General features: G+C 37.1%; 17 protein-coding genes. 6 read left to right on the top strand and 11 right to left on the bottom strand.

Translation table 11 applies throughout. From position 1 onward, the window contains the following. Nucleotides 1–36: 36 nt before the first annotated feature. On the bottom strand, nt 37–1,866 hold the full coding sequence (locus PZ898_RS01560) for a cytochrome c peroxidase (RefSeq protein WP_277694613.1): 1,830 nt from the start codon (nt 1,864–1,866) through the stop codon (nt 37–39). A gap of 228 nt (nt 1,867–2,094) precedes the next feature. Here PZ898_RS01560 and PZ898_RS01555 point away from each other — a divergent pair, with 228 nt between their 5' ends. Together PZ898_RS01555 and PZ898_RS01550 are read left to right on the top strand one after the other, a co-directional pair. Next, nucleotides 2,095–2,580, top strand: coding sequence for a hypothetical protein (locus PZ898_RS01555; protein ID WP_062670271.1), 486 nt, complete (start codon nt 2,095–2,097; stop codon nt 2,578–2,580). Between the two features lie 22 nt (nt 2,581–2,602). After that, nucleotides 2,603–3,457: a nucleoside phosphorylase gene (locus tag PZ898_RS01550; protein WP_277694612.1), complete on the top strand. Its 855-nt coding sequence runs from the start codon at nt 2,603–2,605 to the stop codon at nt 3,455–3,457. A 313-nt stretch (nt 3,458–3,770) separates the two neighbouring features. On the opposite strand, the gene PZ898_RS01545 is transcribed toward PZ898_RS01550, so the two are convergent. Beyond that, nucleotides 3,771–4,532, bottom strand: coding sequence for a hypothetical protein (locus PZ898_RS01545; RefSeq protein WP_277694611.1), 762 nt, complete (start codon nt 4,530–4,532; stop codon nt 3,771–3,773). Then, nucleotides 4,529–4,957, bottom strand: coding sequence for a MarR family transcriptional regulator (locus PZ898_RS01540; RefSeq protein WP_277694610.1), 429 nt, complete (start codon nt 4,955–4,957; stop codon nt 4,529–4,531). The genes PZ898_RS01545 and PZ898_RS01540 overlap by 4 nt, the downstream gene beginning before the upstream one ends. A 168-nt stretch (nt 4,958–5,125) precedes the next feature. Between PZ898_RS01540 and PZ898_RS01535 the strand changes: the two genes are divergently transcribed. Next, nucleotides 5,126–5,398, top strand: a complete 273-nt coding sequence (locus tag PZ898_RS01535; protein WP_277694609.1) for a hypothetical protein — start codon at nt 5,126–5,128, stop codon at nt 5,396–5,398. Nucleotides 5,399–5,469: 71 nt separating this feature from the next. Here the strand turns inward: PZ898_RS01535 and PZ898_RS01530 are convergent, their stop codons facing one another. Continuing rightward, nucleotides 5,470–6,747 (bottom strand): hypothetical protein, encoded by a 1,278-nt coding sequence (locus PZ898_RS01530; protein WP_277694608.1) that lies wholly within the window; start codon nt 6,745–6,747, stop codon nt 5,470–5,472. A gap of 254 nt (nt 6,748–7,001) precedes the next feature. After that, entirely contained in the window at nt 7,002–7,559 is a 558-nt protein-coding gene (locus PZ898_RS01525) for a DNA-3-methyladenine glycosylase I (protein ID WP_277694607.1), read from the bottom strand. 138 nt (nt 7,560–7,697) lie between these two features. Here PZ898_RS01525 and PZ898_RS01520 point away from each other — a divergent pair, with 138 nt between their 5' ends. The 3 genes from PZ898_RS01520 to PZ898_RS01510 all read left to right on the top strand — a co-directional run bounded on the left by PZ898_RS01520 (nt 7,698) and on the right by PZ898_RS01510 (nt 11,241). Then, nucleotides 7,698–7,997, top strand: a complete 300-nt coding sequence (locus PZ898_RS01520) for a hypothetical protein (RefSeq protein WP_034697596.1) — start codon at nt 7,698–7,700, stop codon at nt 7,995–7,997. A gap of 120 nt (nt 7,998–8,117) precedes the next feature. Further along, the gene (locus PZ898_RS01515; protein ID WP_062670284.1) at nt 8,118–8,927 is read left to right on the top strand and encodes an SDR family oxidoreductase; all 810 of its coding nucleotides are present in this window, start codon (nt 8,118–8,120) and stop codon (nt 8,925–8,927) included. A 451-nt stretch (nt 8,928–9,378) separates the two neighbouring features. Next, a complete protein-coding gene (locus PZ898_RS01510; protein WP_123278437.1) occupies nt 9,379–11,241 on the top strand; it encodes an RICIN domain-containing protein in 1,863 nt (620 codons plus the stop codon). Nucleotides 11,242–11,332: 91 nt separating this feature from the next. On the opposite strand, the gene PZ898_RS01505 is transcribed toward PZ898_RS01510, so the two are convergent. The 6 genes from PZ898_RS01505 to PZ898_RS01480 all read right to left on the bottom strand — a co-directional run bounded on the left by PZ898_RS01505 (nt 11,333) and on the right by PZ898_RS01480 (nt 21,815). After that, nucleotides 11,333–12,772 carry a glycoside hydrolase family 30 protein gene (locus PZ898_RS01505; RefSeq protein WP_062671558.1) on the bottom strand — a complete coding sequence of 480 codons (1,440 nt, stop codon included), beginning with the start codon at nt 12,770–12,772 and terminating at the stop codon, nt 11,333–11,335. A gap of 40 nt (nt 12,773–12,812) precedes the next feature. Continuing rightward, on the bottom strand, nt 12,813–13,622 hold the full coding sequence (locus PZ898_RS01500) for a glycoside hydrolase family 16 protein (protein ID WP_123278438.1): 810 nt from the start codon (nt 13,620–13,622) through the stop codon (nt 12,813–12,815). A gap of 74 nt (nt 13,623–13,696) precedes the next feature. Then, nucleotides 13,697–15,919 carry a beta-glucosidase BglX gene (gene bglX, locus PZ898_RS01495; RefSeq protein WP_277694606.1) on the bottom strand — a complete coding sequence of 741 codons (2,223 nt, stop codon included), beginning with the start codon at nt 15,917–15,919 and terminating at the stop codon, nt 13,697–13,699. A gap of 9 nt (nt 15,920–15,928) precedes the next feature. Further along, the gene (locus tag PZ898_RS01490) at nt 15,929–17,353 is read right to left on the bottom strand and encodes a glycoside hydrolase family 30 beta sandwich domain-containing protein (RefSeq protein ID WP_277694605.1); all 1,425 of its coding nucleotides are present in this window, start codon (nt 17,351–17,353) and stop codon (nt 15,929–15,931) included. Nucleotides 17,354–17,356: 3 nt separating this feature from the next. Beyond that, entirely contained in the window at nt 17,357–18,886 is a 1,530-nt protein-coding gene (locus tag PZ898_RS01485; RefSeq protein WP_062670293.1) for a RagB/SusD family nutrient uptake outer membrane protein, read from the bottom strand. 10 nt (nt 18,887–18,896) lie between these two features. Next, nucleotides 18,897–21,815: a TonB-dependent receptor gene (locus PZ898_RS01480; protein ID WP_277694604.1), complete on the bottom strand. Its 2,919-nt coding sequence runs from the start codon at nt 21,813–21,815 to the stop codon at nt 18,897–18,899. Nucleotides 21,816–21,833: the final 18 nt, after the last annotated feature.

Genomic DNA, 21,833 nt, shown 5'->3' with positions numbered 1-21,833 from the left:
CAACTCCCACTCCGAATCTCATACCAAGAAAACCGTCTATTTTGATTTACTCACATCCGTAAGAGCATTCAGAAAGGCGATGATCTGCTTTATTTCTGTTTCGGTGAGGTTCAGTTTATCGGATGCCAGCGTCTGGTTTTTCATTTTTAATCCTAAACCTTCTCCTCCACCTTCGTTATAAAAATCCAGGACTTCTTCCAAGGTATTGAAAGCTCCGTTATGGAAATAAGGTTTGGTAAGGGCAATATTTCTCACCGTTACTGTTTTGAATGAATAATCATAAATCCATGATTTTTCCTTTTTCACAGGGCTGTTTCCTCGCCCTAAATCCTGATCAAGCTCTACCGGAAGCTGTTTGATCGGTCTGGTTGTTATTCCCAAGACTTCAGATTCATTTTCATAAAAAAATGGAGGTACCAATCCTGAAAAGGTGGGGGTAAAATGGCAGGTTGCACAATTGGCTTTTCCCATAAAGAGGTTGAATCCTTTTTTCACATCATTGGAAACCTCTTTTTCATCCCTCATAAAACGGTCAAAATCGCTGTCAAATGAGTACAATGAAGCCACATAAGAACTTAATGCTTTTGAAAAATTTTCTTTACTGATTTTCCCGTCCTTGAAGGCATTTCGGAACGCTTTTTTATACTCAGGTTTTGTTTTTAATTTCTGGATAATGCTTTCATAGCTGGTATTAAATTCCTGCTCATTATAAATAACGTGCTCTGCCTGCTGTTCAAGATAGAAAGCACGAAGATCATAGAAAAACCTCTTGGCAAAAACAGCATTATATAAAGATGGGGAATTCCTCAAAACCGTTTTCCCTTCCACATTACTTTGTGATTTTGCCTTCAGATCTGTAAAAGCATTTTCCTGAAGATGGCAAGTCGCACAGCTCATTTTTCCGTTACCACTTAAATTCTGATCGTAGAAAATGGATTTTCCAAGGTTACGGAGTTCCGGACTATCTTCTGAAGATTTTAATAAAGTATAAAAATAAGGATCCAAAAAATCACTGCTGAAAAAGTTTTTGTTTCCCACATTCCATCCGGAAAACTCTTTAAGATCATCAGGTCTTCCGTCCCATTTTCCCAGCTCTTCATACAAAGGCTGAACGTATTTTTTATAAAATTCAATACGATCAAAAGTTTCAAAGTCGGTATTTTTTGAAAGATAGCCAATAGCTTCTGTTAATATCAGATTAGCTTTCTGAGTATTATAGTTTTTAAAATAAGGATCATCATTGATGTACTGCTGTATTCCTGCAAAAGCATGTCTGGTTTCTTCAGAAATATTCAAAGATCCCGGTGTATCAAAACCTGAAACACCCAGTGAATAAATCCTGATCAACTCTATTCGCAAAGGCAGTGTTTTGTTATTTCCTTTGCTCAACCCATTTTTTAAAGCACTTAAATAAAACCCGGAATAGCTGTTATACAAAAAGGTAGTGATGGTTTTGATCTTTTCTTTTTCATGTATTGCTTCGTCGGAAAATATCAGTTCATCCAGTACCTGCAATCCTTCGGGAGGAAGTGTATAGGCGGAAGTTCCTGCAGCTTCGATGTGAAACAATGGCGCTGCATTAAGATGGGTTTTGGTAAATTCAGGATAATGATAAGCGATATAGAATTCAACTTCTTTAAATGAATTTCTTGTTCTGCTTAGTGATTTTTGCAGCTCTTCCAGGGAAATACGGTCTTCAGAGAACTTATCAACATCTGATTTCAGCTGTTCAAGATTGGTTTTAAAGTCGGACAACCCTTTATTGACAAATGTATTTTCGCTTTCTTTTCCTTTATAAACAGGATTAAAAGACATTACTGCAAATCCTATCAGAAGGACGATTACAAGCAGTGGATAAGATCTCATGAATTTTTAGCGGCAAAAGTATTCATCTGATGTTATCTCAGTTTTAATAACAGATTAAATAATGTTTATATTTCCGGTACAATATTTTTCACTAATTTTAAACCCCGAAATCAAATTCATTATTCTAAAGAGAACGGTTCTTCGAAATACCGGAAAATAATGGCGGGAGATTATTGGGAGAGGATTTTTTAAATTAAATTCAACACATCAAAAAAACTAAATAGGAGTATGAAAACAAAACTATGGTTTGCTGTTATGGCAAGTTTCCTTTCTATGACGGCATTTTCCCAGAAAAAAAAGCAACCGGAAAAGATATCCGGAAAGCCACAAGAAATGGCTGTATATGCAGAGAAAAGAGGGGCTGATTATTATTTGGTCCGCCTGGAAAAAGATAAAAACATTCCCAATGTCTATGTACATTCCAATGGTATAACCAAGCCTTATAAAAATTATTCTGACCTGAAAGATATTGTTACAGAGTTCCCCGGAATGATGACTTCCAACAACTCAACAAAGGAAGAACTGATTTCTATTCTTAAAAAAGATGATCACTTCTACGAAATCACTTCACAGAGGAAAGATCCTAAAAACATTGAAAAGACGGTCATTACTGTATATGAGGTTATGAACGGACAGAAAAGGATTGTAGAAGAATACAATGACATCTACGAGGTTATGGCATCTCCTTATAAAGAAGCCATTATGATTAATTAAAAAAACAAAAAATATACATATTATGCTAAACAAACTTGCTGCCTCAGAACTTGTTCTGAATGAAGACGGAAGTGTATACCACCTGAATCTTTTACCTGAAGATATTGCTGACAAAATCATCCTTGTAGGTGATCCTGACAGAGTGGCAAAAGTTTCAAAATACTTCGATACCGTAGAAATCAAAAAAAATAAAAGAGAATTCTATACGCATACAGGAACGCTTCGTGGAGAAAGAATCACCGTAATGTCTACAGGGATCGGAACCGAAAACATCGATATCGTGATGAACGAACTGGATGCTTTGGTAAACATTGATCTTCAAAACAAAGAATTCAAGACTGAGCACAAGGCTCTTGAATTATTCCGTATGGGAACTTGCGGAAGTGTAAACCCTGATGTACAGGTAGACAATATGCTGGTAACGCAGAACGTTGTAGGTTTGGACGGATTGATGCACTTCTATCAGGATTACAACTTCGAAAATGAGTTTTCTAAAAGCTTCTTAGAAAAATTCCCTTACGAAAGAATCAAGCCAATGCTTTATTTCTCAGACTGGGCAGAAGAAATGGGAGCATACTACAAAGATGCCAAATACCACGGAAATACAGCAACATTCCCGGGATTCTATGCTCCACAGGGAAGACAGCTTCGTTTGAAAGCGGTAGATGATCAATTCCTGGAAACATTGAATGATCTTGGAATTACCAATTTTGAGATGGAGACCTCTGCGATCTATGCTCTTTCAAAATTATTAGGCCACAAAGCCATTACCGTAAATAACGTTATTGCCAACAGAAGACGTGGAGAATTCTCCGCAAACCACCATGCTTCTGAAAAAAACCTTATTGAATGGGTACTGGAAAGGATTATTAAGTAATTATTTTATTGATAAAATTAAAACCTCCGGAAAAAGATTCCGGAGGTTTTTTTATGAGGTTTGAGCTAAAGCCAATGGAATTTTTATCTATTTTTTAACGGGCTAAAGCCCGTTCCTAATGAATTGTATCTTGCTGAAAATATTGATTCTTTCACGATGAACAAAGCTTACCACTCACCTTATCATTCCCTAGGAATCTAAATACAAAACTTTAAAAACAGCGTAGAGATTCCTGCGGAATTACAGAGTTGTCAATAGAAATCTTGTAAGTAAAATAGTTAAAGGTCGATAATCATTAATACAAATGCCATGATTACAAATGAAAACTTCTCGGATCCGGATATTGAAATGTATAATTCAGCTCTGAAACCAGCTTTGATGACAGAACCTTCTTCCCTTTCACTTCAAACTCTTCTTCATCAAGTAGATTTTTCTGTGCGTTAATCACCTGACTTTTCGCAGGATGTACAGGAGCCGTAACATTATAAAGTTTTGATTCACTTTTCTGTTTAATCATTTCTGAGATAATCCTGCTGATATCAGCATAATGAATATGATTTACAGCATGATCCAGATTACCTACATTATAATTTTTCAGCAGTCTGTTGTCTCCCATCAGACCGCCAAGTCTCAGAATATTAAGTTGGGGATATTTATTTCTCAACATTCTTTCGCCTGATATTTTCTCCAAAGGGACATCTTCTTCTGTAAATTCTTTAGCAATATCGGGATAAACACCTGTAGAACTCATCAGAAACATCTGCCCTTTAAAGTCTCCTATAAAAGCTGACAAATTCTGAATCCTGTTATACAAAGAGCTTACACAACAACTTTTTTCAGAAACAGGAATTGTAATAATCAAAACTTCCATATTTTTAACTTCTCCCCATTGGGAAAGAGGTTCTGTCAGCTGATAATCCGGGAAAGAAGCCATTACAGCATGAATTCCTTTATTATTGAGTAAATTTACTTTGCTTTCTGTTGTAGTTGTAGTTGCCACTGTATATTTTCCGGATAAGGAAGATGCGAGTCTTTCTCCCAGCCAGCCATAGCCTATAATTCCTATTTTCTTCATTGTTCGGACACGGTTTGAATGGATAATATTTCGTCTAAAGAAGCCATCAGTTGAGTTTTTACTTCATCACTCAGATGCATACAATTCTGAACAGCTTCAGGAATATATTTTGCTTTTTCTTCGAGTTTTGTTCCCTGCTCTGTAAGGTTGATCAATACAACTCTTTCATCTTCTGAGCTACGGGTTCTGATGATCAGTCCGTTTTTTTCCATACGTTTCAAAAGCGGGGTAAGCGTTCCGTTGTCCAGATGAAGATGTTCACCAATCTTTCCTATATTCATTCCGCCATATTCCCATAAAACAGTCATGACAAGATATTGAGGATATGTAAGTGAAACTTCCTCCAGGTAAGGCTTATATAAACCCGTAATATATCTGGAAACGGCATATGTTTTAAAACATAAATGTTCTGATAAAGGCATCATCGTTCTATTTTAAGAAACAAAGATAACCTATTTACTTTGTGCACAATATTTTTGTTTAAAATATTTATTAATTAAAATCTTTTATAAGCCGAATTCTATTTTTGCAGAAAATTTTCTTTTAGCCTCTTCTTATTTATTATTTTAGCAAAAACTAATTACTGATTGAACATGAAACACACACATCAGACAGAAAACAATAAGCTTTCAGAACTCTCTACAGAAGAACTAACAAAGGAAGAAAAAAAACGCTCTGCAGCTCATATTTCCTTTTGTATAATTATGGGAATGCTGGTAGGCGTCTGCATTTATGTTACCGCTAAGAAAGGGTTCAACGGTATCACTCCGCTTCCTCTGGCTTTTTTCCCTTTATATCTTATTATTAGAAAAAGCTGGCAAAATGCCTGCAAGGAACTTCAATCCCGCAAGCTAAATAAAAATTGACAATCCATAAAAAGGACTTCCAGTCCGGAAGTCCTTCACACCATATCAACTATAATAAAAAAACCTATTATTTAAAATTCATTGATCATCACGTAAAAATGTCCGGAATACAAACTGTTAGCTGTTCCTGAAATATTAGTGAGATTAATTGTAATAGAGGAAGCAGAAGTCATTCTTGGATTCGAGATGGAAAATGAAGAATTTCCTACAAAATCTCCTGCCGGAGAAACTACCACTACAGCTCTTGTGGAACCAGGCTGATATTCTGCCGGAACGGGAATATCGATGGTTGTAGATTTTCCCGGAGGCAAATTATTAATTGAAATTCCAGGCCATGCTTCAAAACTGATCTGACTTTTCTGAACACTGCCTTTTTCTCCCAATTTAAACTGTCCGCTTACATCCAGTTTTGCAGAGATATTCGGAGTATTTGTACCAATACCTACATTTGCATTGTTATTCCCCAGAACAATAGCATTGGCCTGTGAAGTAGCAGCTCCATATCCTACAGCGGTTGAAAATTGTCCTGACGCATTGGCTCCCGAGCCTAAAGCAGTAGAATTCTGACTATTGGTTACTGCATTATATCCTAAGGCAGTTTCACTATTGCTATTTGTTTTGGCATTATATCCTAATGCAATGGACTGAAATCCATCTGCTGATGAGTTATTTCCAACAGCTACAGATTCATTGCTGCCGGTTTGGGCATGAAAACCTATTGCTGTAGATCTGAATCCTGCTGCAGTCGTTTTATTTCCTACAGCTAAAGCTTCATTACCAGAAACTGAAGTGGCACTCCCAATAGCAATTCCCATAAATGCTGAGCTTGCGCTTCCCAAAGCAATACCATTCTGACCTGCATTTGAACCTATCCCGAGGCTTACAGAATTGTCAACTCCAAGTCTTCCTGCTGTTAATGCATTTACTTTAAAGATCAGATCATCATATGTTTTTGTTCCTAAAGCAAGCGTTGTACTCGCTCCTCCATAATTTCCTACATTCGTGCCTGTAAGATTCCAGTTGTTTCCATCCTCTGTTTTAGTGGTATTCCCACCGTTTGCTAAAATTTTATTCCATTTTGATTCGAACCAGTAATAGAAACCAATTTCTTTCAGAGTAGAATTTCCGTTATTCCATATGATAAGACCTTCTGCCGGAGAAGGTATGGTAATATTGTCCGTTGTCGTGGTAAGGGCAACACTTGGAAGGAGTACTCCTTTATTATTGGCATTAATCTGAAGCATCGCTGACGAATCCGGATTCGGTAATCCAATCCCAACTTGCGCATATGTAAAAATACTTATTAAAAATAAGAGAAGTGTATACAGGAGTTTATAGTCTTTTTGCATTACTTGCATTTTTTGCAGGTGCAAATATACAAATTTTTAATAAAATCATAATTAAATTAAAAATATCACAATTAAAAACACATTAAAGTGATTAATATAAATTTTAATCACAAAATAATGAAAAATGTTTAATATCAAGCAATTAACCAATACGGCATTCATTAGGTCTTTCTGATATATCCCATTCTGCGTTTAATTTTTTAAATTACAAAATCAACAATAAACTTCACTAAATATTGAATAAAAATCAACGGCTATTTTCTAAGAAAACATTTTTTTAAATGATCATTGACCATTCCGGCAGCTTGCATATGAGCATAAATGACTGTAGAGCCTACGAATTTGAATCCTCTCTTTTTAAGTTCTTTGGAAATAAGATCTGAAACCTCTGTTGTGGCAGGAATGTCGGATAATGTTTCGGGACAGTTGTCGATTGGTTTTCCATCAATAAAATCCCAGATATAGTGGGAAAAGCTTCCAAATTCCTCCTGAACTTCTATAAATTTCTGTGCATTGGTGACAGCTGACAGAATTTTAAGCCTATTTCTGATAATTCCGGGGTTATTCATCAATTCCTCAATCTTTTTTTCAGAATAAGCTGCCACTTTTTTATAATCAAAATCATCAAAAGCTGTTCTGAAATTTTCCCTTTTAGACAAAATGGTATACCAGCTCAAGCCGGCTTGAAAACTCTCAAGAATCAGGAATTCAAATATTGTTTCATCATCATACACAGGCCTTCCCCACTCTTCATCATGGTATTTTCTGTAGAGATCATCTTTTTCACACCAGCCACAACGTATTTTTTCCATAATTATCAATTTTATACTTTAAATTTACTATTGATTTAGTAAAATATAACAAAATATTATGAAAAGTTTAACAGAGAGGTTCTATTTTAGGAATGGTTATTGTTTAATTACTCATACCAAATTAAAATTTATACTATTATGAACAATTCAGAGTACAATAAAGCGGAAAATGCAGTAAACAATGTAGAAAATTCTTTACAGAATGCAACGGACAAAGCCAAGTGGAAAATCAATGAATTGGCAGACAAGGCTAAAGATTATATCAATGAAAAGAGGAATAATGATCAGGAAGCCAGCCAGGAAGACTGGCTAGACAGGGTAAAAGCTAATGTATCCGATGCATGGGAAGATATCAAGGATAAGGCAGATGAGGCATGGGAAAAAACCAAAGATGCGGCAGAGGATGTAAAGGCAGAATGGAATAAGAAAACCAATTAGTATTTCAGTCATATAAATATTTTCAATAAAATGGAGTCTTAAATTGATAAGGCTCCATTTTTTATTATGCCATAAGCACAATTATTGTTACATTTGTATTATAATAAACATTAAAAAATTATGTCATACGGTTTACTTAAAGGCAAAAAGGGAATTATTTTTGGAGCCCTTAATGAACAATCTATCGCATGGAAAGTTGCTGAAAGATGCCATGAGGAAGGTGCTGAATTCATTTTATCAAACGCTCCTATTGCTTTGAGAATGGGAGAACTTAATGGTTTAGCAGAAAAAACAGGTTCTGAAGTAATAGGTGCTGATGCTACTTCTATAGAAGATCTTGAAAAACTTTTTGATGCCGCTGTTGCAAAATTTGGAAAAATCGACTTTATCCTTCACTCTATCGGAATGTCTATCAACGTAAGAAAAGGAAAACATTATACAGAAATGAATTACGACTGGTTGGAAAAAGGCTGGGATATTTCCGCTGTTTCTTTCCATAAAGTAATGCGTGTAGCTTGGGAAAAAGACTGTATGAACGAATGGGGAAGTATTTTGGCCCTTACTTATATTGCAGCTCAGAGAACATTCCCTGATTATAATGATATGTCTGATAACAAAGCGTATCTGGAAAGCATCGCAAGAACTTTCGGAAACTATTGGGGAGAAAGAAAAGTACGTGTCAATACGGTTTCTCAGTCTCCAACAATGACTACTGCCGGTAGCGGTGTGAAAGGTTTCGGAGGATTCCTTGGATATGCAGAAGATATGTCTCCGCTAGGAAATGCTACAGCTCTTGAATGTGCAGATTATTGTGTAACTTTATTCTCTGATCTTACTAAAAAAGTAACCATGCAGAATCTTTTCCATGATGGAGGTTTCAGCAGCTCAGGAGTTACTCAGAGAGTAATCAGTAAATATGACGCTGAATAATCATTCATAAAACAATAGCGGACTAATAAAGTTCCGTTCAAAATAAGTAAAGCCCATGAAAATTTTTTCATGGGTTTTCTGTTTGTATCATCCGGATACTCCTCATTTGGCGAATTCTTCCAGGCCACTATTACCGACAGTCAAAAGTGTTGCATTCTGCTACATTATCCAAAATAAATAAAGATATCTGTTCATCATTAAAATACATACCATCTATAATATATATCGGATGTGTGAAATAATTATTAGTTAAGAAAGTCAACAACAACTCTATTTTAAGAAAAAGAAAAAGTAAAAACCCAACATTAAAATATTATTATTTTCTTAAAAATATCTTTTTCAATTAACAACAAAAATATTAATTTCCCATAAAACAATATTAATTTTCTATAATATAAATCATAAAACAAAATAATTTATAATTTAACATCATCAACTAAAAACAAGTTTTATGAAAAAACATTTAATTTTTTTTGCCTCAATACACTTTATTGCCGCAATTGCATTTTTTAATCCTATAAAGGCACAGACCTGCCCAAGCTGGGGGCCTTATATAGAAGGATTTGATATGGCTAATACCGGGGAACTTTGGTACTCGGAAGTAATGGTAGACAATACCTGTAAAAAAATCAACACCTATTATTCAACGCTGAACTTTTCTTTAGGTCCGCGAGGAGGATATGGAGGAATTCAATACAAACCGAATGAAGTGTATAATAACATCTTCTCTATGTGGGACATACAGGACTCCAGCCTTCCACAGTGTAAAACGGAATATGCAGCGCCCAATACTTTGATAGATGGTTTCGGAGGAGAAGGAACAGGTCTTCATACAGATAATCCCATGCCATGGGTACCGGGAGTATGGTACGCAACAGTTGCCAGAAGGTGGTCTACCGGTGATGGAAAGACAAGAATAGGGTTCTTTATGTATGATTACGGTGTAGGAAAATGGAAACATTATGTGACTATTATAACGCCGGAAAATAATGCTTCATTTACCGGAACAAAACTGGGAGGTTTCGTAGAGAACTGGAATTCTAGCTTGAATAAAGATTCCCGTTGTGGATATTACAGAAATTTCTGGAGTATGAATGCACAGGGAAACTGGTCAAAACCATTAAGATATACCGCTTCAGCAGGAACCGGATCTTGGGGAGCACAAACAGCATTTAACAATACTGCCATTAAAATAACATCGTGTGGAACAACACCTGCTCCAGCAGGTGGTTCAGTAACTTTTAACAGTATTACTCAGGAAGGTACAAAACCTGCCTCAACTATTCCTATTAATGTCACTACCGTTACCCCTACATATAATTCATCCACTAATTCGGTCAATGTAACTTGGGCAAGTTCAGAAACAACAAGTCCGCAGCTTTCTTATAAAGTAGCTTTGTATACTGAAGCCAGCTGGGGGAATAATTATACTCCGGTTGCAGTAGTTTCCGGTATCCGTCCTGATCTCCGAAATGTAAGTATTCCTCTTCCTGCTAATTCTCAATCCGGAAAATATTATGTAAGTGTAGTATTGGACGATATATTTAAGCAAACTTCCAATTTCGGATATAACAATATTAATATCATAGCACCTCCGGTCATTGACCCGAATGCCTATTACAGAATAAAAAATGCAGGAAGTAACCTTTATATAAGCCCGGCAAATTATAGTTCTGCATCAAATGTTAAGATGGTACAATATCCGTTTAGTACTAATCCTGCACAGCAATGGAAGCTTGAAAAAACGGGAAAAAACTACATTATTATTAACCATGCTTCCGGATTGGCAATTGATGTTCCCGGTTCTAATATTACTAACGGAACTACATTGATACAGTATTCCAAAACCGGGAATAACAATCAGCAATGGGTACTAAAATCCTATACACCCAATACCATACTTATAGGCACCGCTTTATCAAATATGAAATCGATGGATAATCCTGCCAATTCCCAAACAACAGGTACTAATATTAACATTTGGGATCAGGATATGAATGGTACGGCAGGAATAAATCATCAGTGGATACTTGAACAGGTAACAACCACAACGTCAAGCATGTCTGCAAAACAGGAAATAACTTCTGCCGTTTATCCTAATCCTGTAAAACAAGGGGAAAATCTTACCATAAACCTTCCTGAAAATGGAAATTATGAATTACAAATTGTAAACACAGATGGACTAACAATACAACACCAGACAGTAAAAGGGGGAAAAACTACAATTTCAACCTCAAATATAAAAAACGGTGTATATTTCTATATTGCTAAAAGCATAAATGGTACTATTTCAGGAAAATTCTCTGTACAATGATAGTATAAGATTGTAACATGATATAATCTAAACGGGCGACCTCAATAAAGGCCGCCCGTTCTGTCAAAAATAATATTAAATTAATATGAAATTATAAAATTACGGTTTGTATAGAATGTGCAGGAGCATTCAGCTTAGCAGCCATTCCTTCTATCCATAGATTGGTTTCAATATCATTGTCCGAATCATTCATGATAACGGTTACCAGCTGTCCGTTTTCATTCATAAAAGCAGAAGATGTAAGGGCTGCTCTGTTGGAAGAACTTCCTATTCTCTGCGCATTCGGTCTGATATATTTTGAAACATGCCCTATATAATAGTATTCATACGTATAGAATACCTCTCCTGTTTTGGTATCAGCAATAATCGGGGCAAAGCAGAAGTTTCCTTTATGATTAGGTCCTCCGGTTTCATCCAATAAAATATTCCAGTCAGTCCATAAAGCATTTCCTTTGTTGAAATCGTTCAGCATATTTTTGCTGTACAGCTCTCCCAGGCTTACATCATAGATTTTATCCATATTGAACTGTTCTTTACATCCTTCCGTAAAAGCCAGGAATTTATCAGGAAAAGCTCTGTGTGTTTCTGCTAAATTGTCAAAAAGCTGAGTTTTGTTGTTCCACGTTTCATACCAATGATAACCGATACCATGGGCATATTTTGAGGTTTCCGGATCACTTAAAGTAGTCGTTGCTCTTTGATAGATAAGGTCTCTGTTGTGGTCCCAGATCATTACTTTTTTGTCTTTATATCCGTTTTTCCAAAGCGTTGGTCCAAGGTTCTTTTTCAGGAATTCTCCTTCTTCTTCAGCGGTATAAATACATGATTCCCAGCTTTGGGTAGCCATGGGTTCGTTCTGAACAGTTAATCCCCAGATATTAATTCCTCTCTTTTCATACTCTTTGATGAATTTGATATAATAATCTGCCCATGTCTGATAGTATTGATTTTCCAATCTGCCGCCTTTATACAAGCTTTGGTTTGATTTCATCCATGCTGGTGGGCTCCATGGTGAGAAATAAAATGTAAAATTATTACCAATAGCTTTCTGAGCTTCTTTAATCATTGGGATTTTATACTTTTCATCATGAGCCACATTAAAGGTCTTTAACGAAGTATCATTATCTTCTACATATGTATAAGAATCACTGGAAAAGTCACAGGAATTCATATTGGTACGAACAACAGTGTATCCCAATCCATTTTTTCCGAAATAAGCATCCAGAATTTCTTTTTGCTTATTCTTTGGCATTTTATAAAAAGTCTCTGCTGAGGCATCTGTAATGGCACCTCCAATTCCTATCAGTTTCTGATATTTAAAATGGGGAGCTACAAAAATACAGGCATCCGTTTCTTTAGGCTGCCCGAACTGCTCAAATGTAACTACTCCCTTATCCACCATCTTCTCATTTGCTTTTGAGTTGGTAAGAACCACTTTAGCTGTTTTTCCTGCATTTTTTTTCCAATAATTCTGAGCATTGACATTCATGACAACGCCTACTACAAAACAACTTACAATTAGTTTTCTCATGATTTTTTCTGTTTCCGGACCCATCCGGTCCTCATTTTCATTATTTATTTTGATAAACTCTTACGTAATCTATATAGTACTTCTGTGGAAAAATGGTATCATCAATACCTTCCTTTCCACCCCAAAATCCTCCTACAGCGAGATTTAGAATGATAAAGTAAGGTCTGTTAAAAGGCCATGCTTCATTGTTTTTCTCTTTATTTTCGTAGGTGAAAAATTTCTTATCATCTATATAGACATCAATCTTTTCCGGTGTCCAGTCTGCTTTATAGACATGGAACTTTTCGCTTGCATCCTTTACAAACAAAGTATCTGTTTTCTGTGTTCCCTGGATATGATTATATTTTTTGGTATGAACGGAAGCATGGATATATCCTTGGTTATAGCCCACATGTTCCATGATATCCAGTTCACCATCATCCGGCCATTTCTTCATATTTTCACTCATCATCCAGATGGCAGGCCAGGTTCCACGGCCTTTAGGAAGTTTTGCCCTAACTTCTACTGTACCATATTGAAAAGCAAATTTTCCTTTAGTTAAAAGTCTTGCAGAAGTATACTTACTGTTTTCCCGATTTTCTTTTCTGGCTTCAATGATGAGATTTCCTTTTTCCATTCTGGCATTCTCAAGCCTGTTTTTGGTATAAAACTGAGCTTCTTCATTTCCAAAACCGCTTCCTCCGGTATCATAATTCCATTTTAATGAATCCGGAAGGCCTTTGCCGTTAAACTCATCACTCCAAATCAGTTTTCTTCCAGTATCTGGTTTGTTTGAAGCACAATTGAATACAGAAAGGACGAGTGCTCCTGCTGCACAAATTCTGATGAGATTTTTAACTTTGAGATTCATATGTATGTAGGTTTTAAGTTTTGGCTAAAGCCGTTTTAACGAGCAGGTTTTAATCCGCTCCTCTTGAATTGAATTTATTTCGTCCAGGTGATTCTTTTGGCCTGAACATTTTGAGAATCCGTACCTATCATAATGTCAAATTCTCCGCTTTCCCAATCAAAATTCAGGTTATCATCAAAGAATTTCAAATCTTCTGGTGTCAATTTAAAATCTACTTTTTTACTTTCTCCTTTTTTGATGAATACTTTCTGAAAGCCTTTCAGTTCTTTTACGGGTCTTACAACTTTCCCGAAAAGATCTCTGATATAAAGCTGTACCACTTCTTCTCCGTCATATTTTCCTATATTGGAAACAGTCACACTGATATTCAGTGTCTGATTTCCCGTAAGATTTGTGGAACTTAGAACCATATCAGAATATTTGAAATCGGTATAGCTTAAACCGTATCCAAACGGATATTTCGGGTCATTATCCAGGTCTATATAGGCTGAAACATAGTTTCTGTCTGTATTATTTTTTGCCGGCCTTCCTGTATTATAATGATTGTAATACACAGGAATCTGACCAACAGTTCTTGGAAAAGTCATTGGTAGTTTGCCACCTGGATTTACAGTTCCGAACATAACATCAGCAATTGAATTTCCTGCTTCTGTTCCCAGCCACCATGTGTACATAATGGCAGGAATATAGTCTGATGCCCAGTTGAAAATCAGAGGTCGCCCGGCATTGATCATCAGAATGATGGGTTTACCTGTTTTGGCAATTTCTTTTAACAAATCTTCCTGAACACCTGTAAATCCTATATTACTTCTGCTTTTGGCTTCTCCGCTCATCGCATGGCCTTCTCCCAGCGTCATGATGACAACCTCTGCTTTTTTTGCAGTTTCTATGGCTTCAGCAAACTGACTTTTATCCTGATCATCGATATTGCAGCCTTTTGCATATAATAAAGTAGAGTTTTTATCCAGCTGGTTTTTAATTCCGTCAAATTGTGAAACGATTCTTTGATTATCATCTTTGAACGCAACAGACCAGAAACCATGATTAGCTACTGTTTCTTTACCGAAAGGGCCAATCAGAGCCACTGTTTTTGTAGTTTTTGAAAGCGGAAGAATATTTCCCTGGTTTTTAAGAAGAACGATACTTTTTGAACCGAATTCTCTTCCGAATTTTCTGTTTTCCTGATTATCAGTCTGCTCTTTTTGTCTTTTCTCATTACTGAACCTGTAAGGATCATCGAAAAGCCCCATTTCGAATTTCTTGGTTAAAATTCTACCTGCTGCTTCATCTACCAGTTTTGCATCTACTTTTCCTTCTTTCACCAGTTTTGGAAGCTCTGCCATATAGACACGGCTTTCCATATCCATATCGCTTCCACCCTGTATTGCTTTTTCAGCGGCTTCGGCACCATCTTTAGCATAACCGTGAGGAACCATTTCCCCAATGCTTCCCCAGTCTGATACGACAAAACCTTTATAATTCCATTTTCCTTTTAAAAGGTTTCTCTGAATATATTGATTGGCTGTTGCAGGAATTCCGTTAATATCATTGAAAGAATTCATGAAAGTGGCCACTCCTGCTTCTGCCGCAGCTTTAAATGGTGGAAGATAAGTTTCATTCAATTGTCTGAGACTCATATCTACAGAATTGTAATCTCTTCCGCCTACAGCGGCTCCGTAGGCTGCAAAGTGTTTTGCACATGCCATTACCGCATCAAGACTTCCCAAGCCTCTACCCTGAAATCCTTTAATTCTTGCCAGTCCTATTTTTGTTCCAAGATAGGTATCTTCTCCTGAACCTTCCATTACTCTTCCCCATCTCGGATCTCTGGCAATATCCACCATTGGCGCAAACGTCCAGTGAATACCATAAGCAGCAGCTTCTGTTGCGGCAATTCTTTCTGATTTTTCAATCATGGCCAGATCCCAACTTGCAGCCTGTCCAAGATTGACAGGGAATGTGGTACGATAGCCATGGATAACGTCCTGCCCGAACAATAAAGGAATTTTCAGCCTGGACTGCATGGCCAGTTTCTGAAAAGCTCTGGTTTCTTCAGAACCTGCTACATTCAACATGGAACCTACTTTTCCTTTTTTAATTTCTTCTAAAACAGCAGCTGAATTGGAATGCTGCGGTCCTGTGGCATATTCAAAACCACTGTACTGAACCATCTGCCCTACTTTTTCTTCCAAAGTCATTTTAGACAATAGCTCTGCTACTTTCTGATCAATGGTCTTTTGTCCGTAAGCATTCAATCCAAATGCAGAAAATGCCAGTAAGAAATAAACTCTTTTCATAGTATCAAATTAAAAAATATAGGTTGCTGTAGAACGTCCTGAAATTGTTACTGCAGCGGTTTTCCCGGCAAATTTAATATTAAAATTCTCATCTGCCTGATTATCGTTCTGTACAATTAAAACTATTTTCCCAAATTGAGTCTTAAAAGCGGCCGTTGAAAGTTTATCCGTCTGCGTGGAAGCGATGCGCTGAGAGCCTGCAGGAATAAATTTTGAAGCATGTGCAATAATATAATAGGAAACATTTCTGGTGAAATTTTCACTGTCGGAAACGGTTATAGCTCCTTTACATTCTGTACATCCGCCATCTGTATGAGGGGCAAATTTCGGATCGTTGGCAAGATTCCATTCCAGCGCAATTTTACTCCAGTTTCTCATAGATCCGATGATCACGTTTTTTGTATGCCAGTTCAGATCTTCGGTAAAAGTGCCTTTTGAACCTGTCCATTGTTCAGTAAAGTATAAATTCTTATCCGGAAAAGCATTATGTACCGTACTTAATGCAGAAATATCGCCTTCGTAAAGGTGAAAAGCAGATCCGTCTATATATTTGCCAGCTTCAGAATCTTTTAAAATATCAATCGCGTATTCGGGTTTGTTGCAATTGTGATCATACACAACAATTTTAGTAGTAATGCTATTTGTTTTAAAAACAGGCCCCAGATGGTTTTTAATAAAATCTCTCTGTTGTTCAGACGGCATATACAAACTTGGGTTATTTCCAGGATGCAGGGGTTCATTTTGCGGAGTTACAGCATCAATGATAATCCCTTCTTTTTTCATTCCCTGAATATATTTTACAAAATATTGAGCATACGTTCCATAGAATTCAGGTTTTAAACTTCCTCCTTTTGATTTACCGTTGTCTTTCATCCAAACCGGAGGAGACCATGGAGCAGCAATAATTTTAATAGAAGGATTGATTGTCAGAATCTCTTTCAGCATACTAATCAAAGCGTCGTCTTTTGCCAGACTGAATTTTGAAAGCGAAGGATCAGTTTGTCCCTCTGGAAGATCATCATATGAAAAGACTTCACCATCAAGATCAGATGCACCTATGCTCAGTCTTAAATAGCTGACGGATATTGAATTTTTATTATTTCCAAAAAGTTCGTTAAGCAGTGCTTTTCTTTTGGAAGGCGACAACCGGTTGATTACCTCAACACTTCCTCCTGTTAATGTATAGCCAAAGCCATCAACATATTGAAATTTTTGAGTGTCATCAATTTCAATATTCTGAAAGCGGTTGGTGTTATTTACAAATTTAAGGGGAGTCTGCTGCTGTAATTTTACACTTTCATCTCCTTTTGTAAGCCAGTATTGAACTTCGTTTCCTTTATTGGATGCCACTGAGGTACATGATAAAGGAAAAAGGGCCACACCACTAAGTAGTGCGGCACCTCTAAAGAAACTATATAAGTTGTGAAACTTCATATTTTAGTAACCAGGATTTTGTTTGATCTTCGTATTAAGAAGTTCATTATAAGGAATCGGTAAAAGTTCATTCTTATTGGGTTTAAATCCTCTAGATGCTAATTTGGAAGGTGCTTCTCCCCATCTTACGAGGTCAAACCATCGGTGCCCTTCACCAGCCAGTTCACGTCTGCGTTCATCTTTAACAGCTTGCAGTGTTACTGGTACTGAAGGCAGTCCAACTCTGGCTCTTACTGCATCCAATAAAGCCTGGGCTCTTGCACCTGAGCCGTTTAATGCTTCGGCTTCCATTAAGTAAGTATCTGCCAGTCTGATTACGATATAATTCCTGCTGTAGTTTAGCTCCGGAGCTCCGGGAAGATTGGATACCTCATCTCTTCTGGGAAGATATTTATTCAAAAAATAACCGGTATCATTATGAGCGGGTGAATATTTGATCTCTCCGCTTGCAGTCAGTTGTTTTGCGTTCAGGATCGTGGCATTCACTCTCGGATCGTCCTTCAGGAAATTATAAAGATCTTCTGTTGCAGTATTAAATGCCCATCCTGAAACAATATCCGGTGCTGTAGTCTTTAATCTATCGTATCCTCTCGGTCCTATCATTATACAGATAGAATTTCCTTCATCCTTACCTTGCCCCCAGAAGCCCCAGTCTGAATTTCCTTTATTGGTATGCATCACTTCCAGAATAGATTCTGTGGTGAATTTGTTGTCCTGTCTCCACAGGTCATTATAATTAGCAATTAATTTATATCCGTACTGGCTGACTTGTCCCGGTGTTCCGTTCACTTCTGCAAATTGGGCTGCAGCAAGATCTTTCTTATTGTTATACAGATAAATTTTTCCCAGGATAGCTCTGGCTGTCCCCTGGCTTATCCTTCCTACCTCTGCTTTGTTAGTAGGTGCAATAGATAGTGGAAGATCATTGATGGATGCTACAATATCTGATTCAATCTGCTCATACACTTTCTGAGGCTCTGTCTGAGGGATATTATAATAATCATCGGTTGCTGTAATAGGCTGTAAGATGAGAGGAATATTTCCAAACATTTTCAGCAGCTCAAAATAATAAAGTGCTCTCAGCGTTTTAGCTTCAGCAATAAATCTTTTGCGTACCTGATCATTCATTTTAGCACCCGGAATTCTCTGAATAAGGAGATTTGCTCTGGCAATTCCCTGATAGAAATCATTCCAGTAGGTTTTGGGAACAGTGATCTGATCAATAGAATAGTTGGAAAAACTTTGTATTCCGGTACCATCTGTAGGACTTCCGCCACCGGAATAGAAATCATCGGAAGCTGCGTTAAAGAAAGTAACCGTATTTTCAAACCCCCCAGAATATTTTCTTAGCAGGTCATACACTGATACCAGCGCACTAAAAGACTGCTCTTCATTCTGGAAGTAGTTATTGGAGTCAAAAGCTCCTTTATTCTGTACATCTTCAATGAACTCATCACCACAAGATACGGAACTGAATCCAATACCTGATGTAAGTGCGATCAGTACTATTGCTTTATAGAATCTATTTTTCATGTTTGTTTTTTTAAAATTGAATGTTAGCACCAAATATGAATGTTCTGGCCTGTGGATAATATGCCCTATCTATACCATAGGAATCATTAACTGCAATTTCAGGATCATATCCTGTATATTTTGTAAAAGTGAAAAGATTCTCTCCTGTTACATAGAACCTTACCTTACTGGCACCAAAGCGTTTGGAAATTTCTACCGGCAGCGTATATCCCAGCTGAACCAGTTTAATTCTCATAAAATCTCCTTTTTGAAGATAATAGTCGGACATTTTGGTGTAATTTTCATTTTTATCATCAGCATCCAATCTTGCCACCGTATTTGAAGTGCCTGGTCCTGTCCATCGATCAAGAATTGTAGTTTGGTAATTACTGTAGAACAGATCAAGTCTTCTTAGACCCTGGAAAATCTTATTTCCGCCCTGACCTTGTAAAAACACCATCAGATCTACGTTCTTATAATTAAGGTTTAATGTTAAACCATAGGTAAACTTAGGGACAGAACTTCCCAGATATGCATAATCATCCTGATTGATTTTACCATCGCCATTTACATCAAGTCTTTTGAAATCACCAGGCTTGGCATTAGGCTGTATCAGGCCACCACTGGCATTTCTATAGGCATCAATTTCTGCCTGTGTCTGGAAGATACCCAGATTCTGATATCCATAAAAAGCTCCATAAGGTGAGCCCACCTGGAATCTTGTTACTGGTCCCATAGACTGGAAAGATGCAAAGTTTTCGTAGATTTTATCATCTTCAAGTCTTGTTACTTCATTCTTTAAATAGGAGAAGTTACCATTTACTGAAATTCCGAAATCAGACCAGGTCTTTTTATATCCCAGATTAACTTCAACTCCAGTATTGTTCATATCCCCCACATTTCTCCAAGGTCTGTCCGGAGCACCTACATATCCAGGAATATCTACCTGGCGAAGAATATCCGTTGTTTTCTTCTTAAACCAATCCACTGTCAAAGTAAAATCATTTAAGAATTTCAAATCGGCAGCAATATTCAACTGAGAAGTCTCTTCCCAGCGAAGATCCGGGTTTTCAAGAGTAGTTGGAGCGTATCCGATAATGATATTATTATCACCATAGGTATAATTGCTTCCTGATTTAAGGAAGTTGGCAAACCTGAAGTTTTCAATAGCATCATTACCTAAAACACCATATCCTCCTCTGAACTTCAAGGTATTAACGATCTTATTCTCCGGCCAGAAATTTTCGTTGGAGATATTCCATCCCAAAGAGAAAGCAGGAAAGTTCCCCCAATGTCTGTTTTTTGCAAATTTAGAAGAACCATCTCTACGGATAGTACCGGTAAACAGGTATTTATCTTCATAATCGTAAATCACTCTGGCAAAATAAGAGGCCTTATGGGTTTCAACCCCGTCATAAGCTGACGTTGAACGATTTTCCTGAGGAACATCAAAATTAAAGGACGCGTCCTCCCAGTTATTAACCGGCAGGTTGATATAGGTGGTATTATTTCCGGAACCTATATTATAAAAGTAAGCTCCCTGTCCAATTAATACACTCAAATTATGATTTCCCCACTTATTCTGATACGTCAATGTATTTTCCGTATTCCATTCCAGCTTTCTATTGCTTTCCCTTAAGAAGCTATTAAATACTGTGTTTCTTGAATTGGTATTAAGATAAAATTTGGGTGTAAACTGTTCTTTTCCCCAATAAGATAACTTTCCGTTAAGAGTAGTTTTGAAAGTAAAATGTTGTAAAAACTTTAACTCTGCAAATATATTCGCCACAAAATCATCAGACCAGTTGTATCTTCCAAGCTGAGTTTGTCTGAATGCCAATGGATTTGTCATTTCATTCTCTACAATAGTTGATACACCATACGGATTTCCGAAAGCGTCTCTAATCAGATAAGGAGAAATACCTGCATTATTATATGGGCTTGTATTCAATAAGGCAGGATCTGTAACCACTACCTGTGTTATAGGATCTAAATTGATCGCTGAACTTAAAGGACCTCCGAATTCGTCATTGGCATTAACTCCTTTCGTCTTTTGGTGGGTATAGGAGAATGTTTGTCCAATGGTAAGGAAATCAAAAACTTTATGGGTAGAATTCAGCCTTACATTCATCCTTTTGTAATTTGAAATATCCTTCAGGACAATTCCGTCCTGTTCATAATATCCAAAAGAAGAATAAAAAGTAGATCTGTCATTTCCTCCACTCAGACTGAATTCATGAGACTTTCTTTCAGCAGTGTTGAAAACTACATCCTGCCAGTCTGTACCGGCTCCAAAAGATTGAGGATTAGTAAAACGCGGGGCCTTTCCAGCATTAGTCAGAGCTTCATTAATAATAGTTCCATACTGGCTGGCATTCAAAAGATCCAATTTTTTTGACGCCGATCCCACCCCGTAAAAACCATTATAGGTTAAATTCATCTTTCCCTTTCTCCCTTTCTTTGTCGTTACAAGAATAACACCTTTAGCTGCAGAAACCCCATAGATCGCTGCGGAGGCACCATCTTTCAGAATTTCCATATTTTCTATATCAGACTGGTTGAGCCATGCGATATTATCCACAACAATTCCATCCACAACCCACAAAGGATCATTACTTCCTGCACCAAAACTTGTTACACCACGAACCCTTACTGTAGCTGCAGACCCAGGTTGTCCGGAATTGGTCACCACAGAAACACCTGCCGCCCTTCCCTGAAGGACCTGTTCAGGCTTTCCTGAAGGAATATCCTCAATATCCTTCGCCCTTACACTGGAAATAGCTCCTGTTACGTTACTCTTTTTCTGGGTACCGTAACCGATGACTACCACTTCGTCTATTTTGTTTTCTTTCGCAAGTGTGTCCTTCAACTTGGTGGTCTGGGCACTGAAGTTGGCCGTAAAATAGAGGACGGCAACCACTCCTACGCTTCTTGATATTCTTACATTCATATACAGTTATTGTTTAAT

The sequence above is a fragment of the Chryseobacterium sp. WX genome, from assembly GCF_029542485.1.
Lineage (GTDB): Bacteria > Bacteroidota > Bacteroidia > Flavobacteriales > Weeksellaceae > Chryseobacterium > Chryseobacterium cucumeris.
Note: the sequence above shows the minus strand (reverse complement) of the source record. Positions and strands in the feature narration are given on the sequence as shown.

Bases quoted from the DNA above. Each gene is read 5' to 3' on its own strand.
- PZ898_RS01550 (WP_277694612.1), top strand. From the start codon at position 2,603: ATGCTAAACAAACTTGCTGCCTCAGAACTTGTTCTGAATGAAGACGGA.
- PZ898_RS01540 (WP_277694610.1), bottom strand. From the start codon at position 4,957: ATGATGCCTTTATCAGAACATTTATGTTTTAAAACATATGCCGTTTCC.
- bglX (WP_277694606.1), bottom strand. From the start codon at position 15,919: ATGAAAAGAGTTTATTTCTTACTGGCATTTTCTGCATTTGGATTGAAT.
- PZ898_RS01560 (WP_277694613.1), bottom strand. From the start codon at position 1,866: ATGAGATCTTATCCACTGCTTGTAATCGTCCTTCTGATAGGATTTGCA.
- PZ898_RS01510 (WP_123278437.1), top strand. From the start codon at position 9,379: ATGAAAAAACATTTAATTTTTTTTGCCTCAATACACTTTATTGCCGCA.
- PZ898_RS01500 (WP_123278438.1), bottom strand. From the start codon at position 13,622: ATGAATCTCAAAGTTAAAAATCTCATCAGAATTTGTGCAGCAGGAGCA.
- PZ898_RS01545 (WP_277694611.1), bottom strand. From the start codon at position 4,532: ATGAAGAAAATAGGAATTATAGGCTATGGCTGGCTGGGAGAAAGACTC.
- PZ898_RS01530 (WP_277694608.1), bottom strand. From the start codon at position 6,747: ATGCAAAAAGACTATAAACTCCTGTATACACTTCTCTTATTTTTAATA.
- PZ898_RS01555 (WP_062670271.1), top strand. From the start codon at position 2,095: ATGAAAACAAAACTATGGTTTGCTGTTATGGCAAGTTTCCTTTCTATG.
- PZ898_RS01480 (WP_277694604.1), bottom strand. From the start codon at position 21,815: ATGAATGTAAGAATATCAAGAAGCGTAGGAGTGGTTGCCGTCCTCTAT.
- PZ898_RS01485 (WP_062670293.1), bottom strand. From the start codon at position 18,886: ATGAAAAATAGATTCTATAAAGCAATAGTACTGATCGCACTTACATCA.
- PZ898_RS01490 (WP_277694605.1), bottom strand. From the start codon at position 17,353: ATGAAGTTTCACAACTTATATAGTTTCTTTAGAGGTGCCGCACTACTT.
- PZ898_RS01520 (WP_034697596.1), top strand. From the start codon at position 7,698: ATGAACAATTCAGAGTACAATAAAGCGGAAAATGCAGTAAACAATGTA.
- PZ898_RS01505 (WP_062671558.1), bottom strand. From the start codon at position 12,772: ATGAGAAAACTAATTGTAAGTTGTTTTGTAGTAGGCGTTGTCATGAAT.
- PZ898_RS01515 (WP_062670284.1), top strand. From the start codon at position 8,118: ATGTCATACGGTTTACTTAAAGGCAAAAAGGGAATTATTTTTGGAGCC.
- PZ898_RS01535 (WP_277694609.1), top strand. From the start codon at position 5,126: ATGAAACACACACATCAGACAGAAAACAATAAGCTTTCAGAACTCTCT.
- PZ898_RS01525 (WP_277694607.1), bottom strand. From the start codon at position 7,559: ATGGAAAAAATACGTTGTGGCTGGTGTGAAAAAGATGATCTCTACAGA.